11 protein-coding genes are annotated in these 14,619 nt (G+C 41.6%); 4 read left to right on the forward strand and 7 right to left on the reverse strand.

The features are described 5' to 3' along the window. Window positions 1-51: 51 nt before the first annotated feature. Window positions 52-585: a 30S ribosomal protein S16 gene (locus ACFSQ3_RS13300; RefSeq protein WP_380870056.1), complete on the reverse strand. Its 534-nt coding sequence runs from the start codon at window positions 583-585 to the stop codon at window positions 52-54. A 110-nt stretch (window positions 586-695) separates the two neighbouring features. Between ACFSQ3_RS13300 and ACFSQ3_RS13305 the strand changes: the two genes are divergently transcribed. Then, window positions 696-4,061: a UvrD-helicase domain-containing protein gene (locus ACFSQ3_RS13305; RefSeq protein WP_380870057.1), complete on the forward strand. Its 3,366-nt coding sequence runs from the start codon at window positions 696-698 to the stop codon at window positions 4,059-4,061. A gap of 30 nt (window positions 4,062-4,091) precedes the next feature. After that, complete coding sequence (locus tag ACFSQ3_RS13310) at window positions 4,092-7,019, forward strand: PD-(D/E)XK nuclease family protein (protein WP_380870058.1); 2,928 nt, start codon at window positions 4,092-4,094, stop codon at window positions 7,017-7,019. 3 nt (window positions 7,020-7,022) lie between these two features. On the opposite strand, the gene ACFSQ3_RS13315 is transcribed toward ACFSQ3_RS13310, so the two are convergent. From ACFSQ3_RS13315 to ACFSQ3_RS13330, 4 genes are all read right to left on the reverse strand, one after another. After that, the gene (locus ACFSQ3_RS13315; RefSeq protein WP_380870059.1) at window positions 7,023-7,220 is read right to left on the reverse strand and encodes a hypothetical protein; all 198 of its coding nucleotides are present in this window, start codon (window positions 7,218-7,220) and stop codon (window positions 7,023-7,025) included. A gap of 67 nt (window positions 7,221-7,287) precedes the next feature. Next, window positions 7,288-8,160, reverse strand: a complete 873-nt coding sequence (locus ACFSQ3_RS13320) for a cupin-like domain-containing protein (protein WP_380870060.1) — start codon at window positions 8,158-8,160, stop codon at window positions 7,288-7,290. Window positions 8,161-8,367: 207 nt separating this feature from the next. Further along, window positions 8,368-9,135 carry a uroporphyrinogen-III synthase gene (locus ACFSQ3_RS13325; protein WP_380870061.1) on the reverse strand — a complete coding sequence of 256 codons (768 nt, stop codon included), beginning with the start codon at window positions 9,133-9,135 and terminating at the stop codon, window positions 8,368-8,370. Window positions 9,136-9,149: 14 nt separating this feature from the next. Beyond that, the gene (locus tag ACFSQ3_RS13330; RefSeq protein WP_380870062.1) at window positions 9,150-10,127 is read right to left on the reverse strand and encodes a DUF4271 domain-containing protein; all 978 of its coding nucleotides are present in this window, start codon (window positions 10,125-10,127) and stop codon (window positions 9,150-9,152) included. A gap of 71 nt (window positions 10,128-10,198) precedes the next feature. On the opposite strand from ACFSQ3_RS13330, the gene ACFSQ3_RS13335 reads away from it, so the two are divergent. Then, the gene (locus ACFSQ3_RS13335; RefSeq protein WP_380870063.1) at window positions 10,199-10,765 is read left to right on the forward strand and encodes a DNA-3-methyladenine glycosylase I; all 567 of its coding nucleotides are present in this window, start codon (window positions 10,199-10,201) and stop codon (window positions 10,763-10,765) included. Between the two features lie 39 nt (window positions 10,766-10,804). Here ACFSQ3_RS13335 and hpt read toward each other — a convergent pair whose 3' ends face one another. Together hpt and ACFSQ3_RS13345 are read right to left on the reverse strand one after the other, a co-directional pair. After that, window positions 10,805-11,350 (reverse strand): hypoxanthine phosphoribosyltransferase, encoded by a 546-nt coding sequence (gene hpt / locus ACFSQ3_RS13340; RefSeq protein ID WP_380870064.1) that lies wholly within the window; start codon window positions 11,348-11,350, stop codon window positions 10,805-10,807. A gap of 9 nt (window positions 11,351-11,359) precedes the next feature. Further along, on the reverse strand, window positions 11,360-13,423 hold the full coding sequence (locus tag ACFSQ3_RS13345; protein WP_380870065.1) for a transglycosylase domain-containing protein: 2,064 nt from the start codon (window positions 13,421-13,423) through the stop codon (window positions 11,360-11,362). Window positions 13,424-13,543: 120 nt separating this feature from the next. Here ACFSQ3_RS13345 and ACFSQ3_RS13350 point away from each other — a divergent pair, with 120 nt between their 5' ends. After that, on the forward strand, window positions 13,544-14,602 hold the full coding sequence (locus ACFSQ3_RS13350) for an Mrp/NBP35 family ATP-binding protein (RefSeq protein WP_380870066.1): 1,059 nt from the start codon (window positions 13,544-13,546) through the stop codon (window positions 14,600-14,602). Window positions 14,603-14,619 lie beyond the last annotated feature (17 nt).

Below are 14,619 nucleotides of genomic sequence, written 5' to 3' on the forward strand. Positions count from 1 at the left end.
AAAAGCCAACCCATTCCTGGATTGGCTTTTCAAATACTTGGAAAACAAAAATTATCCTTCTGTTTCTTCTGTGTTTTCAGCGTTCTCAGTTGCTTCTACTTCTTCAGCAGGAGCTTCTTCCGCTACAGGCGCATTTTTAGCAGCGATAGCTGCTGCTTTTTCTTCTTTTTTCTTCGCTTCAGCGGCTAAGGCAGCATTCTTAACTTCTTCTTTCGAAGATGCTAATCCAGTTTTCTTGCCTTCGATACGAGATTCTTTTCCTTCAGACCAAGTAGCGAATAATTCTTCCGCTTTAGCCTCGTCAAAAGCACCTTTTTTCACACCACCTTGCAAGTGTTTTTTGTACAAAACACCTTTGTAAGAAAGAATAGCACGAGCAGTGTCAGTTGGCTGAGCACCTTTGTTCACCCAATCCAAAGATTTTTCAAAGTCCAAAACGATAGTCGCTGGGTTTGTGTTTGGGTTGTAAGAACCGATGCGCTCGATAAATTTACCATCACGTGGAGCACGAGAATCCGCCACTACTACATAGTAAAAAGGTTTTCCTTTTTTACCGTGTCTTTGCAATCTGATTTTAGTTGCCATTTTTTCTAAATTTTTATGTATTCAACATATCCCCCGTGCTACATGCAAGAGGGGACGCAAAGGTAACTATTTGATTGGTAAAGACAAAATGAAATTATTACCTTCACGCTATGAAGACCGTCGCTCCATTAAAGATTCTGAAAGCTTCCGCCGGTTCGGGAAAAACCTTTAGCCTTACTGTTCACTACCTTACCTTGCTGTTGCACAATGAAAATAGTTACCGCGAAATTCTGGCGGTGACATTCACCAACAAAGCTACAGCGGAAATGAAGGAGCGTATCCTCTCCGTTTTGGAAGGATTGGCGCGCGGAAATCAGGATCGCAGAATTAACGATTTTCGGCAGATCCTATTGACGCAATCGCCAGATTGGACAGAAGCGGCTATTCAAGAAAAAGCAAATCGCGTTTATCGAAAAATACTGCATGATTACAGCCATTTCACGGTGAGCACCATAGACGGATTCTCCCAAAAGGTAATTCGTAGTTTCACTTACGAGCTACATTTGGATGCAGCATACAAAATCGAAATGAACATCAATAAGGTAAAAGCCGACCTTACCGTGATGCTCAATCAGTTATTGGACAATCGGCCGGATCTATTGGATTGGATAATCGAATACGCCGAAAAGAAAATCGCTAATAACGAGAATTGGAATTATCGGCATCAGTTGATGTCCTTGGCAGGGTTGATTTTCTCGGAAAACTTCCAAGAATTTGACGCAAATCTACATGCACAAGAAGCTCAGCAGGTATTCCATGTGTTGAATCGCGAAAGCGAAACCATGACCAAAGGTTTTACAGAAGCAGTAAGCGAAGCGATCAAAGCATTTAGGCAACAATATATTTCGCTTAACGTGCAAGCTGAAGAATTCAAAGGGAAGTCTAGAAATGCTTTATTATCTGCCAACAAAATTGATGCAAATGTCAGCAAGTTATCGACAAGCGATTTGCAAAAGACGTTGGATCGATTTACGAAGCTGATTGAGGACGAGGGTGCATTTACCGAAGGTAAGGAAGTTCGACATGATTTGATCGCGCAATTTGCTCCGATATTGCAAACATTCGTCGATCTCCAAAATCTCTTCCCAACGTTTATTGCCTATCAATCGGTACAGGCCAATTTATATATCTTGCGATTGCTCAAAGAAATGAGTGATCTTTTGGCTCGATGGCGAAAAGAAAACAGTGCGCAACTCATCTCCGATTCTCAATTATTGTTGAGCAAACTGGGCTTGGATGACCATAATGATCCAACCTTTATTTGGGAGAAGATTGGCAATCGCTTCCGCTATTTCTTGTTTGATGAATTTCAAGATACCTCTCGGACGCAATGGAAGAATTATAGTCCGTTGCTCATTAACGCACTCGGAAACGCAGAAAGAAAATTAAGCGAACATCTTATTGTTGGCGACGTCAAACAAAGTATTTATCGCTGGCGAAATGGCGACTGGCGCATCCTTTTGCAACAAGTAGAGCAGCAGATTGGCTCCGCTTTCCATTTATCCGAAACAGAACAGCCGCAGTTTATTGCGAACGAAACTCTGGAAGTCAATTACCGAAGTTTGCCGAATATTATCCGTTTCAACAATCATTTATATGCTACGCTGCCCCAGCACTTGCAACAAGTGCTCAACGAAACGGTGCAACAAACGTTGAATGATGCTGATCTACGTTGGTGGCGCGAGTCGGGCAACGATCAAATGTTGATTCGGGCGTACGCAAATAGCACGCAGCAGGTACCACAGAGCAAGATGGACACGAATTTGCCGCAAGGCGAATTGGATATTTGTTACATCCCGGTGGCTGATGGCAGATATCGAAAAAACCAAGTGATTGAAGAATCGTTGCAGCGTTTATGCGCACAAATTGGTACGTGGATTTCCTCCGGAAAATATCAAGCTAATGAAATCGGAATTCTAGTAAGAACTAATCGGGAAGCACAACAAGTTATTCAATCGCTGATGATCTATAAGCAAGAAAATCAGCTCGCCTTCGAAGTAATTTCCGGCGACGCATTGAGTTTAGTGACGAACGATGCGATCCAGTTATTTATCGAAACTTTAAAAGCGCTGGTGTACCAATCGGCAAAACATACCGTGCATAAAGCAAACATGGCTTATCTGTATCAAGTGCTGCAAAACCACCAAACTTTCGACCAAGATAATTGGCTATTGTTTAGGAAAAACGACGTGAAAGCGTTGAGTGAAATTCTTCCGGCAGCGCTGATTGAACATTGGGAATATTGGTCGCAATTGCCTTTGGTGCAGTTGATTGAAAAGCTGATCGAAATCTATGGATTTACAACAGCAAACAATCCGCACATACCTTACTTACTCGCTTTTAAGGATTTGGTTGCCGGATTTGCAGCGGCGGGTGAACGCGGGATTCACGAATTCTTGACCTATTGGGAAGAGGATGGAAACCGAGCAGTATTGCCTTCCGGCGGAAAAATCAATGCCATCGAAGTAACAACCGTACATAAATCCAAAGGATTGGCATACGAAGTAGTGATGTTACCTTTTGCCGCATGGAATTTGGACGGTATGAAGATGGGCGTTTTTTGGGTTGATACAAACGAAACTCCTTTTGAAGCATTGGGAAAAATCCCACTTAAGTATACATCAACATTAGGACAATCGCTCTTTTACAAACAATATTTCGAAGAAATGTTGTTCAACTACATGGATGCGCTAAATACATGCTACGTGGCGACCACGCGCGCTATCAAACATCTTTATATCACGGCGCCATTCTTTAAAGAAACAAAAGACAAGAAAAGCGGAGAAGTGAACGGCATCGAAATCAAGAATGATTACATTAGCGACGTCATCTTCCAATCGCTTGATAGCACGAATAGTCCATTTCCAATAGACGACACCGAACATCATGTAAGCGAGATTGCATCCCGCGTAACACCTAAAACGCCAACATCAGATATTGAAACTAGAAATAGCATTTCCATCCTACAATATCCGATCTCGAAAGAACTCGATCAAGCTTGGAGCAAATCGAATCGGCGAACGCTGGCAGATTTACCGTTGGTAGAAAAAGCGGCGCAATACGGCATTATCGCGCACGAAATCTTGTCGGAGGTTTCGAACGAATCCGATATCGAAAAACAAATTTTGGACTACATTGAGCAAGGTGTTTTAGCGAAGGAAGATGTTCCGGAAATTCGCCGACATATTCAGCAAGTTTGGCAACATCCGAGTATTAATCAATGGCTGAACGGCACCTACAAAATCTGGAACGAATCGAGCATCATCACGAAAGATGGCGAAACGATTCGTCCGGACAAGGTTTTCACAAGCGAAAAGGAAACGATTGTGTTAGATTTCAAATTTACGCAAGGCGATTACGTCGGGCATAAAACGCAGGTCGACAAATACATGCAAGCGCTCCGTAATCTTGGCTATAAACAAGTAAAAGGTTATTTGTATTACGCGAAATCCAACGATTTACAAGAAGTGATTTAATCAAACTCCGTTCTCTCTTACCACTCAAACATGCAAGCATTCCTACATTTAGTAGCAGAAGATATCAAACAGCGGTTCGGACAAGATTTGTCGGAAATCGCCATCGTTTTCAACAACAAACGTCCGATTACCTACCTCAAGAAACATCTTTCGGAAGTGTATAAGCAGGCCATTTGGTCGCCACAATTTTTTACCATCCAAGAATTCGTCAAGCAAGCGACAACGCGCGGTGAAGCATCTGCGTTGAGGCAATTTTTCTATTTATACGAATTGCACAATGAAATGGTGAAGCAAGAAGGTGGTGAGCCGGAAAGTCCGGAAGAATTCTATCCTATTGCAGAGATCATTCTAAGCGATTTTAGTCAGTTGGATTACGAACTGGTTGCCGTCGATCAGATTTATACCGAATTGTACGACACCACGAAAATCGACCTCGAATTTCAACATCTTACCGCGGAGCAACAAGCGTATATTCGCCAATTTTGGCAATCGTTCTCCATGTCGGGACACACGGGCGTGCAACAACGATTTTTAAAACTATGGAAGCGCTTACCGCAACTTTATCGACGTTTCAAAGAGCGCTTGGCGAATGAAAACCTTACTAATTACGCAATGCTGTATCGCGATCTTGCGGAAAACGACAAGCATTCTTCTGATATCGTTTCTGCTTACAAACAGGTCATATTTGTTGGGTTCAACGCACTAAATCGAGCGGAAGCGACTTTATTTAAACGCTGGCAAGATGAAGGGAAAGCACTATTTTATTTCGATGCGGACAGCTATTACTTGGACGACAATATGCAGGAAGCGGGGCTATTCATTCGGAGAAACATATTTCAAACCGGATTAGTTAATGCGTTGGGCGAAACGCCCAATTTGATTGGCAACCGAACCGATCAAGTGCACGTTTACGCATCCTTAGGAAAGGTCGCTCAGGCAAAACTGGTGCACGATTTACTGCTGGAAAATGAACACGAAGGGAAAACTTCCGCCATTCTTTTAGCCGACGAAAGTTTATTAGTTCCGCTGTTGCAGAGTTTGCCTGCCTTGCAGATAAATATCACGACCGGATTTCCTTTGCTTCAATCTCCATTGTTCGGCTTGCTGGATTTGTGGTTACATGTGCAGGAAGAAGTTTCCTGGCGGAAAAAGGAAAAGCTTCCCTATCCGATGATTGAAAGTTTTCTCAGCCATCCGATGGTTCGCTTAGCACAAGAACAGCGCGAAAGCATTCAGAAAGATGTGGTCGATAAACAGCTTTTCGAAGTTCGATTGGATATCTTGTCTATTAGCAGTTCCACCGTTCCAACATTCTTTCAACCGACCGCGAATTCGGCAGCGCTAATTCCGAATATGATGGCACTTTTGGAAGCTTTACAACAAACCTCCTCTGGCGAAGGTATTCTTCCACAGATTGATCAAACTTTGCTATTCGAAACGCGTCGCGTTTTACAGCAATTACTTCTGGGAATGGATCAAATCGGACCATTAAACATTCCTTTTCAAATTGGGTTAATTCGCAAAGCGCTTGCTCCTATTTCAGCAGCCATCGAGGGCGATCCATTGAAAGGGATTCAAATCATGGGTTTGCTAGAAAGCCGGAGTTTAAATTTCGACCACGTTTATATCCTCGGCGCGAACGAAGGAATTTTGCCAAAAACATCCAACTCCGCAACGTTTCTGCCAGATAATCTACGACGTGCATACGGATTGCCGATATTGGCGAACCAAGACGCGTTGTCCGCATATATTTTCTATCGTCATTTTCAACATAGCGAATCCATCCATCTGTTTTATAATAGCGTCGTGAATGAAAGCAGCTCGGGAGAAGAAAGTCGTTTTATCAAACAATTGGCATTCGAAAGTCAGTTCCAATTTGTACATCGCACGCAGCAGCAGGCCATTTCATTTGTCGACAAAGAGCCGGAATTGGTGATCGAAAAAACAGGAAAAGTTTGGGATACCTTATACAATTCCTACCTCCGAGATCGATCCAGCCACATATCCGCGACCGGACTGACCACCTATTTACAGTCACCGTTGCAATTCTTCTTGAGACACATTGCCGGCATAAAAGAACCGCCTTCCGTTTCTCAAGAATTCGAGATCAACAATTTGGGAACCATTATTCACGAAGTGATGGAACGCATATTTACCCCTTTCCACCATTTGGAAACATTCACTTCCACGAAAGTTTTGGGCGAGAATATTCCAAAGATTGAAGCGATGGTAGTACAGGAAATTGGTCGGCAATATCACACGGAATATAAAAATGCCAACGAACTGAACAGCCTTCAACGCATCATGTTGCAGATCGCATCGGCGTACATCAAAGTTTACGTCGAACACGATATGGAACATTACAAGATGTTCCGAATTATTGAGTTAGAGAATAGCGAAGATTATTACCTAGATTTTCCAATAACGGTGCAAGGCAAAACGGAATACATAAAAATTTATGGAATCATTGACCGTGTGGATGAAGTAGTGACGCACGATGACGAGATCAAAACGCGTATTGTCGATTACAAAACTGGAGCCGATAAAGTAGAATTTAAAAAGGCGAGAAACAAGGACGACGAAGAAACTGCGGAAACAATGTTCGCCCTAAATGGAACGAATGATTTGCACAAAGCACTCGTTCAAACCCTATTTTATGCATACGTTTTTGAAGAAAAAACAGGGCGAAAAGAACTCGAACCTCATTTGTATGTGGCTCGTCGAATGCGCGAGGATGGCACTTTATTTTACAGCAAAAATGAAGGTTTGTTAGAAGGCGATTATCTGCGCGAACAGAAATCCGAATTTATTACATTCCTCCGTCGCACCTTGGAAGAAATATTTGATCCAAGCATTCCGTTCCGCCACAAACCGGATATGCACGTTTATCCGAGCGATCCATATACGCTCTTTTACAGAAATAGTATCTCAGAAAATACGGATGATGAGCAGGAATAATGGCTAAGTATCACTTTTGCTTCCTTTTCTATTCACCGATTTATTCACCACAGATAGCACCATAAACAAAGATATCATGGTCTGAATTGGTCTTTCCCATGAGGTGAATCTCGGATCTTCTAAATGCCAAATAAACACGATCATGAAGATTAATAATCCTAAAAGGATATATGCGGAAAATCGCATTAATTTATTGAACATTGGCTAGTAATTGGTTAAAACATTACAAGATAGCAAATAAAAAAGAGGGCAGTGCCCTCTTTTTTATTTAACTTTTTACTTTCTTTTTGATGGCTCGATTTGCGCGCCATTTGGCTACTTCCATTTTGTAGTTGTACCATTTATCTTTGAAAATCTTGCGCATTGCATCATCGAAATGACGTGTTACGAAAAGATTTCTTGCGCCCTTAATTTTTTCGATCAATGAATTTGGCAAAGCGCGTACAGATATAGAATAACCTTCGGTTTCGTACTGAATGTAATGCCACCATCCTGCTGGCATATACAACGTATCACCTGGATTAATGACAGCTTCGTAACCATCCAATAATTTCAACCCCGGATATTCCTCCGGATCTCCGGTTTTCAGGTTGACAATACTGTGGAAATTATACGGCAATTTATACATCAAATCCGATTGGTTGTTCGGGAACACCCAAATGCGCTTAGCTCCTTGGAATTGAGAAATGAATACATGCGACATGTCGATATCGAAATGATTCCGCGTTGCAGAACCTTCTCCTCCAAAAAACATGTAAGGCAACCACTGCAAAACCTTCCCTCCTGTCACATCGTTAAAAAGAACATCCTTCTTTAATTCAGGACGTATTTTCATTAAATTGAATAGAAAAAGTCTCAATTCGGTTGGGCCTTTACGGATGAGATCTAGATATTCACCAAAGGTCATTTGACCAATGGGCGGACTGGCAGCATGTTGCTGCCCTTCTTCCTCACGCCCGTACACATTTATTTTTTCAGCGCCAGCGATCTCTTTGAAATAGTCATAATTCCATTTCGTCCAGCATGGGCTGTCTTTACGTACAAAATCTTTGATCAGCACAGGCTGACCTTTATTCAAGTAATCCCTCACAAAATCCGCTGAGGATATTCCTGAGATGCTTTCGACTGGTTTTAGTTTCACAAGCTTACTTAGTTTAGAACAATTACAAACATAAAAAAATAATCCCTACAAAAGTCAACCCAAAAACAATTGAATTGCATAAGTGATAAGAATCATTTCATAAAAATGGAGCTTTGATCAAAAATGATCTTATATTAAAAAAGGATGACAACTGCCATCCTCTTGTTTATTTTCAAATTGTTCAGCGGTGCTAAAATACCTAACCGATTATTTATTGACTGCTTTGATGTATTGCTCTACCGCCATAGTCATACTTGGTGCTTCAGGCGTTGGTGCCGGAATATCCAAAATCAAGTTATGATCTAACAAGGCTTGTTGCGTAGTTGCGCCAAATGCAGCGATACGTGTATTATTTTGTACGAAATCCGAAAAGTTCTCAAACAACGACTGTACGCTGGATGGACTAAAAAATACGATCACGTCGTAAAAAACATCTTTCAAATCACTCAAATCGCTAATAACCGTTCTGAAGAGAACTACCGGCGTAGAATCGTATCCGTTTTCTTGCAACCAATTTTGCGTTTCTTCGTTAGCTACATCCGAGCAAGGGAAAAGAAACTTTTCATTATTATGCTTTTTAAGTACATCTTCCAAATCTTTCGCAGTTTGTTTTCCGAAGAAAATCTTACGTTTTCTATATTGTATGTACTTTTGAAGATACAGTGCAATTGCCTCTGTGATACAGAAATACTTCATATCGGCGGAAACTTCGAATCGCATTTCTTCGCATACTCTAAAGAAATGATCTACAGCATTTTTACTGGTAAAAATTACTGCGGTATAATCTGCAAAATCGATTTTATCTTTCCGCACATCTTTTCCCAAAACACCTTCTACATGTATAAAAGCACGAAAATCTAACTTCAAATTATATTTTTCCGCCAACGCGAAATAAGGAGATTTTTCATTTTCAGGTCTTGGCAAAGTCACAAGAATACTCTTGACTTTCTTTGCTCTTTCTACATCAATCTGCATAAGTATGGAATTATTTAATGGCCTAAAGCTCTAATCAGCAATAGGATCGGAGCAATTTCCAAGGTGCAAAGATAAATAATTAAATAAGATATAGAAAATTGAGTCTGACCAAAAATATTTAACACCGTTCGAAAGACTCTATAAATGAACATAATAGAGATAGATATGATGAACAGAATTAATATTATATTAAAGTATGAAGCTGGGGACAGAATAATAAATAATAAGAACGGTAGTAAAAATAACATACTGTTAAAATATACCAGATAAACCACCGTAATATATTCCCTAACCAATCTTTCCAAACCGAAAACAATAGAAATAAAACGTACTAAAAGAATTTTCAGAATAAAGAGAACAGCGATTAATCCTGAAGCTTTCAAATAATTAGCAAATGTCAGAAAGCCGACATCTCGGAAACCCGACATGTACACGACAATAAATAAACCCAACGCCAAACTGAATACCGCGTAAAGGAACACATATGGCCAAGAGGTAGCCATGCTATCTTCTTTACTGATCTGCTGCAGCAAACGCTCTCGATAATACGCGTCAATGATGATGTGGAACTCGGCCGGAAAAGCAAATCGAATCAATCCGACACAAAGCAACAATACCAATGCTGTGATCAACACCCAAACCGGACGATGCGGGCGCTCAATTCCCGCCACTGTATCTATAGAAACCGCATCGCGAAGATGTTCTTCCCAAACCAACCATTTATCCGGAACTTGGTTAGGCAAATCGCGAAAACGATCAGCTAAAAAGTTTTCTCGGTAAGGATTATCATAAATCAGCGCACTATAATCGGTCGCAAAGCGATGGCGAATGGAATCCTGCACATACACTTCGCGAAGACTGTCTTGTAATCGGATCATTTCCAATTGGGCGGAAGATTGCGCACGATACAAATCTTGTGCGAAGGATTGCTTCGTCGACATCAACATCGACAATGCCGACCACATAAAAATCCAAAATACTTTTGCTTGCATAAAGTTGTAAAAGTAACGAGTATATCGGGAATTGGCAATATCAGCGGAAAACTCGTATTTTCACAAAACCAATGGAAACATCAACAATCACCCGCTGCGGATGGTGCGGCAACGACAAATTATACCAGGATTACCACGATGAAGAATGGGGACAGGTTGTTACAGACGATCGTGTTCTATTCGAATTTTTGGTTTTGGAATCGGCGCAAGCTGGATTAAGCTGGATCACGATTTTACGAAAAAGAGAAAATTACCGCCGATTATTCGCCGGGTTTGATCCGGAAAAAATTGTAAAGTTTACCGATGAAGATGTCGAAGAAATCTTGAAAGATGCGGGCATTATTCGCAATCGATTAAAAGTGCGCAGCACGATTACCAATGCGCAAATTTTCTTAGCGATTCAAAAGGAATATGGTAGCTTCTACAAATACTTGTATTCGTTTATGCCGAATAACGAGCCGATCATCAATCATTTCACATCGCTAAGCGAAGTTCCAGCTGCAACGCCAATTTCGGATGCCATTGCGAAGGATTTAAAGAAACGTGGTGTAAAGTTTTTCGGAACTACAATCTGTTACGCGTACATGCAGGCTGTGGGCATGGTCAATGACCATGTGACCAGCTGTTCGTTTCGCTAAGCGGAAATCTTAAAATATTTGCCGAAGGCTTAACGAAAGTTAATCTTTCGGCACATGTTTGTAAATGTGCATAAGATTTCTGCAAAGGCCGTTGTAATCTAAGCCATAACCAACTACGAATTCTTTCTCGATTTCAAATCCGGTGTACAGGATATTATCGAAATCATGCTCCATGCAATCGGGTTTGATCAATAACGTGCATACCGCGATGGATTGCACATGAAGCTTTTCCAGCGCTTCGATTGTGTGCTTCAAACTATTTCCAGTATCCACAATATCTTCCACGATGATAATATGTCGATCCCGCAAATCCATCTCTAGACCAATCAACTCCTTTACATTTTGTTGTTCAGTACCGTGATAGAATGAAAGTTTCATAAACGACATTTCGCAAGGAATGGTGATTTGCTTCAACAAATCTGCCATAAACATAAAAGAGCCATTCAAAACGCCTACAAAAACAGGCAGCTTGTCTTGGTATTTCACATTGATATCTATCCCAATCAATCGCGTACTTTTTTGAATTTGCTCATTATCAATAAGCAATTCGAAATCCATATCGTCGATTGTAATCTTATTATCCATAGTTGCTCGCTAGTTGTTGCGGGTAGAATCCTGCCCTCCGAAAAGCCGTTCTAACAAACGCTGGTGTTGTTGTTCTTCCACGTCAATATCCTCAATCAAATCATGCAAATCATCGGAAGATGGCACCGAATCTACCACACCGTATGGGCGAGGCGGACGCAGATTAGGCTGTAAAGTAACGCCATAAAATCCGTATGCTTCGGGCACGGCCACGTCGTTTAGCTGATTTAGCTTATTCAGAATATAGCCGTATGTATTGAAATGCCTGCGCACCCACGGTTTCAGATGTCCGGTATAATCAAATGAGGCCAACCCAGTTTTTGGCCGAGGTATAATGCTAGATAAAAACAAGCTTTCGCCTAGATCCAATTTATCCGGCGTTTTCCCAAAATAATAATTGGAAGCTTCGGCGATTCCATAAATATTCTTTCCCCATTCAATGATGTTGAGGTATATCTCAAAGAGCCGATCCTTGCTCACCGCTTGTGAACGCTCCATCAACCAAACCAACAGAATCTCTTCGAACTTGCGCATCATCGTTTTATTACGATTCAAATACAAATTTTTGATCAGCTGCATGGAAATTGTGCTTGCGCCACGTTTGAATCCTCGTTCTTCTATATTTTTAACGATCGACAACTTGAAAGCTTCTTCTTCAAAACCATGGTGATCGTAGAAAAAGGGATCTTCCGTATTCAATACGGTTCGCTGCAAAATTGGCGCAATGTTACCCAACGTTCGGAAGTTCGGATTGTTTGGACCAACCACGATATCGCGCAGTTTGGCGGTGTCTTCATAAATCTCATGCACAAATGGTTGGTTTAACGCCGCAATATTCGCTTGTCCCCATTTCACAATCTTCAAAGCGCGATCGTCCATTTGCGAACGGAAAAGCAATGAATCCGGATTATCGAAATCCACCGCAAAATCCAGCTGATAAGCGATCTCCCCTTTTACTTCCAAACCTTTTAAATTTTCAAAAAGCTGATCGGGAATTGCGTCAAAGAAATCCTGCGCCTCAAATTTCCCGGTATGTACGGAAAGTTCTAAAAACGGCGTCGGGCGATGGCGATATTTGAACTGCGGTTTTACAATAAAATCTTTCACACGAATTTCGGAGCCTTCCGCCAGTTCAATGGCATTCTCATCAACAATAAATCCACCTTCAGCCGATGCATTTGGAATAAGAACAGGCTTTTCGGAAAGTCGACGGTGAAAAACCTGCAAATCTTTCACTTCCCACTTACCAAGCAATTTCATTTGGTTTGCTCCGTGCCTTTTAATTTCTTTAAGATCAAACGTTACTTCTTCAAAGGTTACCGCTAAACCTAAACGACTACGTAAAAAAGGAACTTCCATATTTGGTGTTTCCGAAGCTACGGTTACTCGAAACGATTCATCATCTTTATCAATTTCGCCCTTCAAATTCCATTTATCCATGAGCTCATTCAGAAAAACATCCACATCATATTTCCCTCCGCGCATTTTCCCTTCGGGAATACGAATTCCTTGCGTGCCAGAACTATCTTGATAAGTTACCCGCACATCATTCAGTTCCAAATTTTCTGGAATTTTATCAAAGGCTTGCCCGATCAGCCGATCGATGGTTTGCGATAAAGTACGCTTTTGCTTCGTTTCCGAGCTCGACGAATCTTTTTTCTTGAACAAGAAATCATAATTTGATTGATCGCCATCTTTCACCAAGGTAAGCGCCGTTTGATCCAGTCCTAGTTCATCCAAGAGAATCTGTTTTCTAAGCAATGGCCAAAATGCTAACGAAACACGCATCTGTTTGGCATTGAGTAATCGTTCGCCGGAATCCGGCACGACCTGCACGCCATCCATCTGAACGGTGGTCAATCCAGCGAAACCATAACTGTGCATGGAAAGGTTTAGCGCATAATCATCCTTCAGTTGCTTTTGCGCTTTAGCGATCGCACGATCCAGCAAACCTTGTCGCACCGAAAAATAATAGATAAATCCGACCGCGAGCAAAACAATGAGCGAAGCGATGGTAATAATCGCGACTTTCTTTTGACGTGGTGTAATATGAATTTTCTGTGCGAACATCATCCGGCTATAACAACAGTGTGTGGTAAAATACGGGTTAAAAATAGACAAAAAACATTAAAAACATCTAAATGACAAGAGTGTGCAAGGCATTATTTAGCTTTGTGTTTCCAACGAAAGATAATGATTACGCAAGAACAAATCCTACATGCGCTTAGTCACGTCGAAGAACCTGATCTGAAAAAAGATTTGGTGACGTTACGCATGATTCAAAATATAGAAATTCTACCCAATAAAATACGTTTTGATGTGGTGCTGACGACGCCCGCTTGTCCGCTCAAAGATCATATCGAACACGCGTGTCGCAATGCGATTAGTTTTTTTGTTTCCAAAGAAGTGGAAGTCGACATCAACATGACTTCCCGCGTGGTCGCTGCCGACAACAATCAACTGAAAGGCATCAAAAATATCATTTTAGTCTCCTCCGGGAAAGGTGGAGTTGGAAAATCAACGGTTGCCGCGAACTTAGCGTTGGCACTAAGTAAGCAAGGCGCACGTACCGGTTTGTTGGATGCGGATATTTATGGCCCTTCTTTGCCGATTATGTTTGGCTTAGAAGGTGCAAAACCGGAATCAACGAAAACCGCAGACGGACAAACGAAAATTTTGCCGTTGGAACGTTTTGGCTTAAAATTATTGAGCATCGGTTTCTTCACGGATCCCAACCAGCCTATTCCTTGGCGCGGACCGATGGCAACATCAGCAATCAAGCAGTTGTTCAATGATGCGGATTGGGGTGAAATCGATTATTTGGTGGTGGATATGCCGCCCGGAACAGGCGATATTCACATTACCGTTTCGCAAACCTATCCTATTTCGGGAGCTGTTATTGTTACTACGCCGCAACATGTTGCGCTTGCAGATGCCATTAAAGGAATGGCAATGTACCGCATGGAAGGCATTAACGTGCCTGTTCTTGGAGTCGTAGAAAACATGGCGTACTTCACGCCTGCCGAACTTCCCGACAAGCAGTACTACATCTTTGGAAAAGATGGTGGAAAACGTTTAGCTACAGAAAACAATGTACCGTTTTTAGGAGAAATTCCTTTAGTAAAAGCGGTGGCTGATGCCGGAGATAACGGCTTTCCGATTCTATTGGACGAAAGCGAACCTGTCGCGGAAGCTTATCAGCACATTGCTGGCCGCGTAGCACAAGAATTATCCATTCTTGCAAACGCTTAATCTCATTTTCAAACACA

This window comes from Sphingobacterium corticis, from assembly GCF_042684745.1.
GTDB lineage: Bacteria > Bacteroidota > Bacteroidia > Sphingobacteriales > Sphingobacteriaceae > Sphingobacterium > Sphingobacterium corticis.

Coding starts and splice junctions, on each gene's coding strand:
- ACFSQ3_RS13300 (WP_380870056.1), bottom strand. CDS start 585: ATGGCAACTAAAATCAGATTGCAAAGACACGGTAAAAAAGGAAAACCT.
- ACFSQ3_RS13305 (WP_380870057.1), top strand. CDS start 696: ATGAAGACCGTCGCTCCATTAAAGATTCTGAAAGCTTCCGCCGGTTCG.
- ACFSQ3_RS13310 (WP_380870058.1), top strand. CDS start 4,092: ATGCAAGCATTCCTACATTTAGTAGCAGAAGATATCAAACAGCGGTTC.
- ACFSQ3_RS13315 (WP_380870059.1), bottom strand. CDS start 7,220: ATGTTCAATAAATTAATGCGATTTTCCGCATATATCCTTTTAGGATTA.
- ACFSQ3_RS13325 (WP_380870061.1), bottom strand. CDS start 9,135: ATGCAGATTGATGTAGAAAGAGCAAAGAAAGTCAAGAGTATTCTTGTG.
- ACFSQ3_RS13330 (WP_380870062.1), bottom strand. CDS start 10,127: ATGCAAGCAAAAGTATTTTGGATTTTTATGTGGTCGGCATTGTCGATG.
- ACFSQ3_RS13335 (WP_380870063.1), top strand. CDS start 10,199: ATGGAAACATCAACAATCACCCGCTGCGGATGGTGCGGCAACGACAAA.
- hpt (WP_380870064.1), bottom strand. CDS start 11,350: ATGGATAATAAGATTACAATCGACGATATGGATTTCGAATTGCTTATT.
- ACFSQ3_RS13345 (WP_380870065.1), bottom strand. CDS start 13,423: ATGATGTTCGCACAGAAAATTCATATTACACCACGTCAAAAGAAAGTC.
- ACFSQ3_RS13350 (WP_380870066.1), top strand. CDS start 13,544: ATGATTACGCAAGAACAAATCCTACATGCGCTTAGTCACGTCGAAGAA.